4 protein-coding genes are annotated in these 4,558 nt (G+C 40.8%); 2 read left to right on the top strand and 2 right to left on the bottom strand.

Features of this window, described 5'->3' with window-relative positions; all coding sequences use genetic code 11:
* The first annotated feature begins 204 nt into the window (after nucleotides 1–204).
* Nucleotides 205–969 carry a serine O-acetyltransferase gene (gene cysE / locus ACFFAP_RS28025; protein WP_375514298.1) on the top strand — a complete coding sequence of 255 codons (765 nt, stop codon included), beginning with the start codon at nucleotides 205–207 and terminating at the stop codon, nucleotides 967–969.
* Between the two features lie 359 nt (nucleotides 970–1,328).
* On the opposite strand, the gene ACFFAP_RS28020 is transcribed toward cysE, so the two are convergent.
* Nucleotides 1,329–1,427, bottom strand: a complete 99-nt coding sequence (locus ACFFAP_RS28020) for a transposase DNA-binding-containing protein (RefSeq protein WP_375514297.1) — start codon at nucleotides 1,425–1,427, stop codon at nucleotides 1,329–1,331.
* A 735-nt stretch (nucleotides 1,428–2,162) separates the two neighbouring features.
* Between ACFFAP_RS28020 and ACFFAP_RS28015 the strand changes: the two genes are divergently transcribed.
* Nucleotides 2,163–2,744, top strand: coding sequence for a hypothetical protein (locus ACFFAP_RS28015; protein ID WP_375514296.1), 582 nt, complete (start codon nucleotides 2,163–2,165; stop codon nucleotides 2,742–2,744).
* Between the two features lie 117 nt (nucleotides 2,745–2,861).
* Here the strand turns inward: ACFFAP_RS28015 and ACFFAP_RS28010 are convergent, their stop codons facing one another.
* Entirely contained in the window at nucleotides 2,862–4,196 is a 1,335-nt protein-coding gene (locus ACFFAP_RS28010) for an HlyD family efflux transporter periplasmic adaptor subunit (protein WP_375514295.1), read from the bottom strand.
* Nucleotides 4,197–4,558: the final 362 nt, after the last annotated feature.

Genomic DNA, 4,558 nt, shown 5'->3' with positions numbered 1-4,558 from the left:
ACTCTTGCTAGTCGAAGTAAGCCGAAGGGATGCCCACTTGCCCTGAGCGACTTGTACTCTTGCTAGTCGAAGTAAGCCGAAGGGATGCCCAATACCTCATTCCCCATTCCCCATTCCCCATTCCCCATTCCCAATTTTTAGGTGTAACGTCTGAGAGGATAATATGGGAGAGTAGCTTGTTGTGCTTTCCGAGGGTGCTATCTCGTGCTATCTATACTGCGTGCTGACTTTCGTATCATATTTGAACGTGACCCAGCTGCCCGTAACTGGTTGGAAGTTTTATTTTGTTACCCTGGTTTGCAAGCCTTGCTATTCCATAGGCTGGCTCACTGGTTGTATACTGTTGGTCTTCCCTTTATTCCTCGCCTGATTTCTCACTTGGCTCGGTTTTTGACTGGAATTGAAATCCACCCTGGTGCAGCAATTGGAAAAAGTGTGTTTATTGACCACGGGATGGGTGTAGTAATTGGTGAAACTGCGATCGTGGGAGACTATGCCCTAATTTATCAAGGTGTCACCCTTGGAGGTACTGGTAAAGAATGTGGCAAGCGCCATCCCACTGTGGGTGAAAATGTCGTAGTTGGAGCTGGAGCGAAGGTTCTGGGCAATATCCAAGTTGGCAATAATGTCCGTATTGGCGCTGGGTCTGTTGTTCTCAGGGATGTCCCTTCTGACTGTACAGTAGTGGGCGTGCCTGGGCGTATTATATATCGTTCTGGAGTCCGGGTTGCACCTCTTGAACACAATAATTTACCAGATTCAGAAGCCGAAGTAATTCGTGCTTTAGTAGACCGGATTGAGGCGCTGGAAGAACAAATACAAACTCTTGGGCGCACCAACTCTTCTGAAAAAACTCCTGTATTGGTAGGTTGTGTAGCTTCTAACCAAGCTGATTTTTCACAAAATGCTCCTGTGTGTAGCCTTAAAGATAAGTCAATACAGCAGTTTCTAGATGGTGCGGGTATTTAAATCAAGTTAGGAGTTAAGAGTGAGGAGTGAGGAAAAAAAATTATCCTTGTACTTTCCAACTCATGACTCCTAATATTATGTCCGGGTAATTAGTTATGATTCCCATAGTTATTGCACCCCTCCCCGCTCCTATCCATTACCCACATTTTTCTTAACATTGCTGAAAGACATACACTATAAAGATTGTAGAAATGGGTATAGTTGTGTGGATTGACAACAGAGAATAAGTATGTGTTTGTTGAAAGCGTCCCACAGGTGATTGGCTTTGCTAGTGCCTTCTTGCGATCGCTAAGTGTAAACATGAGATGGGGAGCCTGAGTGAAGTAGTTGCCAGGTGGCAGCGATATCGTGTCAGAGCCTTAGCCCACGCCAAATAGTTTTAACACCAGTATGCGTATTAACCGCTTGTTTCTACGAACGTCTCCTAAGTCTGCCTGAGATAGTTCTTTGGCTGCCACTTTTTCATGATGCCATTACCTACTTCTCTTGTCTCAACACTATACCTATCAAGCCTTTCACTCTTTTATTAAGTATTTTGTTTGATTGTTAAGTAAAGATGTGGGTAATGCATAGCCGACACGGGAAGGGGGTTAGGTTTTCGTGGACTTTTCCAGATGGCTGAATTGTCAGGTTTTTGATACGAGGTAATCAAAAGTATGGTTTTCCACCATGCCCAAGCGACCAAAACAAAACTCTGACCAAAAAATAATTTGGATGCAGAGCAACTAAATTTATTTATGGTTACTGAGCGACTTGCCTTGAGCGACTTGTACTGAGCGGCTTGCCCTGAGCGCAGTCGTTCGCGTAGCGTCCCGTAGGGAAGGGAGTCGAAGTAAGTCGAAAGGAGCCGAAGTATGGGGTTCAAAATTATCGAATGAGTGAATGCGTGACATCCCCGAACGCGAATTTATCTCCAAGAGTTAGGGCTGACCACGCATAAGCGGAAAACGCTGACTGTAACGCAGTTTGTGAACTTTTGTAAAGAATTGGCTGGCTCTGCATAAAACCATAAGCGGGCACTGATAACTCAATAGACATTACGCTGTCCACTTATCAGGCAGGATTTTTTTATGAACTTTCCTAAAGAATTGGCTAGCTCTGTATAAAACTTGTACGCCCAACGTAAACTAAACAGGTACTAGCTTGACGAACTTCAATAGTAAACAACTAATGATTGTAGGTGAAAGTTCAACATGAAAAAAGTGTTTGCATTAATTGAAAAACAATCAGCCAAATTTGTTCAATTACCCTTTTTTTATTTTTTAGGAAATAAAAGCATTGCTTTTATACAAAGATTATCATTTGTTTTTTGGTTTGCACTTTTTGTAATGGGACATGGAGATTTAAACAAATTTGTTTGGTTAGAAGAAGCCACAGTTAACCCAATTAAATATATTGTTAACAAACAAATCTGTAAAGAAGAGAATCATTGGATATGGTTTTTAAAAAATTTAGAATACTTGGCTTTTAACTTATTTTTCAATTTCACCGACTCTTTAAAATTTAATTTGAGTGAGCAGACAGTGATTTGTAGACAAATAATTTATGAACTATATTGGCGAACTTTTCATGTAAATCCCATTTATCGAGAAAAACAGGAGGAAAACTGCCCTCTGTCTCCTGCCTTCGTTGATAAAATTTTTGAACTTTTTACAGCCTTGATGGTTATTAATTTTGCTGAAGAATATAAAATTAAACAATTATTAACTTGGAGTTGCGATGGCTCCTACTTTGCTCAGTTACCCTGCGAGAAGAAAGCTATAGTCGGGGTTTAAATTCCCTTATGTAACTCTCTTCTCTAGGAGACGCTGCGCGAACAATGCATGAATTTTGAATTTAAAAATTTAAAATTGTTATGTTAGTTCTCAATGGCGTGGAATACAGGAAGGAGTCTATACATCTGTTAGCAGCCTTGCTTTTCTCAGAATAAATGTCAGTAGGGTTTCTTTTTTGGAAATGATTTCAGCTGTAACTTCCATCCCTGCTTGAATAGGATAGGATTTTTCGGCCCTTTTTAAATAAAGTTTCTCTGGCTCAATTGTCACCTCATAGTAAGGCGCAATTGCAATGTTACCGTTACCTTGAGATGTAATGGCATCGGCACTAATGTTTCTGACAGCACCTTTGAGGATGCCATAATCTGGGTACGGATAAGCAGAAAACCGCATTTGTACTTCCCCCTCTGGACATTTTGCTACTTGTGCGACTTTACACACCTGCACTTTGCTAATATCTGAAGAGGAAACACGGGCTTTGATTATGAAGGGGGCATTGTTGGGAGCAATTTGAGCGATCGCATCTCCAACACGAACAACTTGCCCAGCATTTCTTAGTTCTAGTTTGAGGATTGTACCGCCCTCAGAGGTACGAATTACAGTTTTTTGCAGTTCCGTAAAAACTTGTCTAAGTTCTTGTTGAGTGCTGCTAATTTGGTTTTGGATTTCAACTTGACGCCTGATGAGTTCCTCTTTCTCTTTGTTCAATTGAGCAATAGTAGACTCACCCTTTGTCAACTCTTGGGAAATACGTTCTTGTGCGATCGCCACATTAGCATCACTGGGATTGAGTGCAGCTTTAGCGTTATCGAGTCTAGCAGTAGCAGCTTTAAAAGCTTGTTCTTTTTCCTTAATTTGGAGAGCAGCGATCGCCCCTGTATTTCCCAGCTGTTGATACCGCTTCAGTTCCTCTTTAGCTAATTCAACACCAGCTTCTATTTCTTGTACTTGTGCCAGACTGGTGATTTGCCTATCTTGATAATCTCTTTTGTTGCGACTGAAGTCTGCTTTGGCGGATGTGATCGCCTGTCCCATTGCATTAGACTCAGCAGCCATTTGATTTTCTAACGCTTTTAGTTGTGCATCAATTTGCGATCGTTGTAACTGATTCTGCTCGATAGTTCCGAGTAGTTGGCTTTTTTTCGTTTGCAATTGAGAGTTGTCGATCAGGGCGATCGTATCTCCCTTTTTCACAACCTGATTTTCTTTGACCTTGATGCTTGTCACGCTTCCCTCAGCTGCTGCTTGCACTAACCGGATTTCTCCGGTTGGGCGGACGGTGGCATCAGCTTTCACTATTATGTTGTATTGAAAGACACTGGCAAGGCTGAAGGCAGCGCCAACACTTCCAATTAAAAATATTCCTCCCAATCTTGTCCATATACTGACTGAGGGAAGATATTCGTCGTTTTGGACTAGGCGGAGAAAGTCTGGTTGGGGGTCAATGAACATGAACGCTAAAAAACATTTTGGTTCCGTAAATAATCTAGCAAAAAAATCTCCCTCGCGTTAGCGTAACGATCAAGATTTAGGAATATCCAAAAAATAAAAGCTCTCTTCAGTTTCAAGAATATTTTTGGGAAAACTCTCATAATTTTGGCGTTTTCGCCTTTCAGGGCTAAAGTGACAGCTTTTGCTTTTATTAGTGATAAGTCCCTTATCTGTATATAGTTAGTATGTAAATACAAGGTTTCTATACAGCTAAGTCTAAATAACAATTAGGCATTTTAGTACGAACATCAAATCTTTATAATCTTTCTCTGAAATTTTATCCTTACTTTATTAATTTCCAAAAAAAATGATATAGTGAATAC

It is taken from the genome of uncultured Nostoc sp. (assembly GCF_964245575.1).
Taxonomy (GTDB): domain Bacteria; phylum Cyanobacteriota; class Cyanobacteriia; order Cyanobacteriales; family Nostocaceae; genus Nostoc.
Note: the sequence above shows the minus strand (reverse complement) of the source record. Positions and strands in the feature narration are given on the sequence as shown.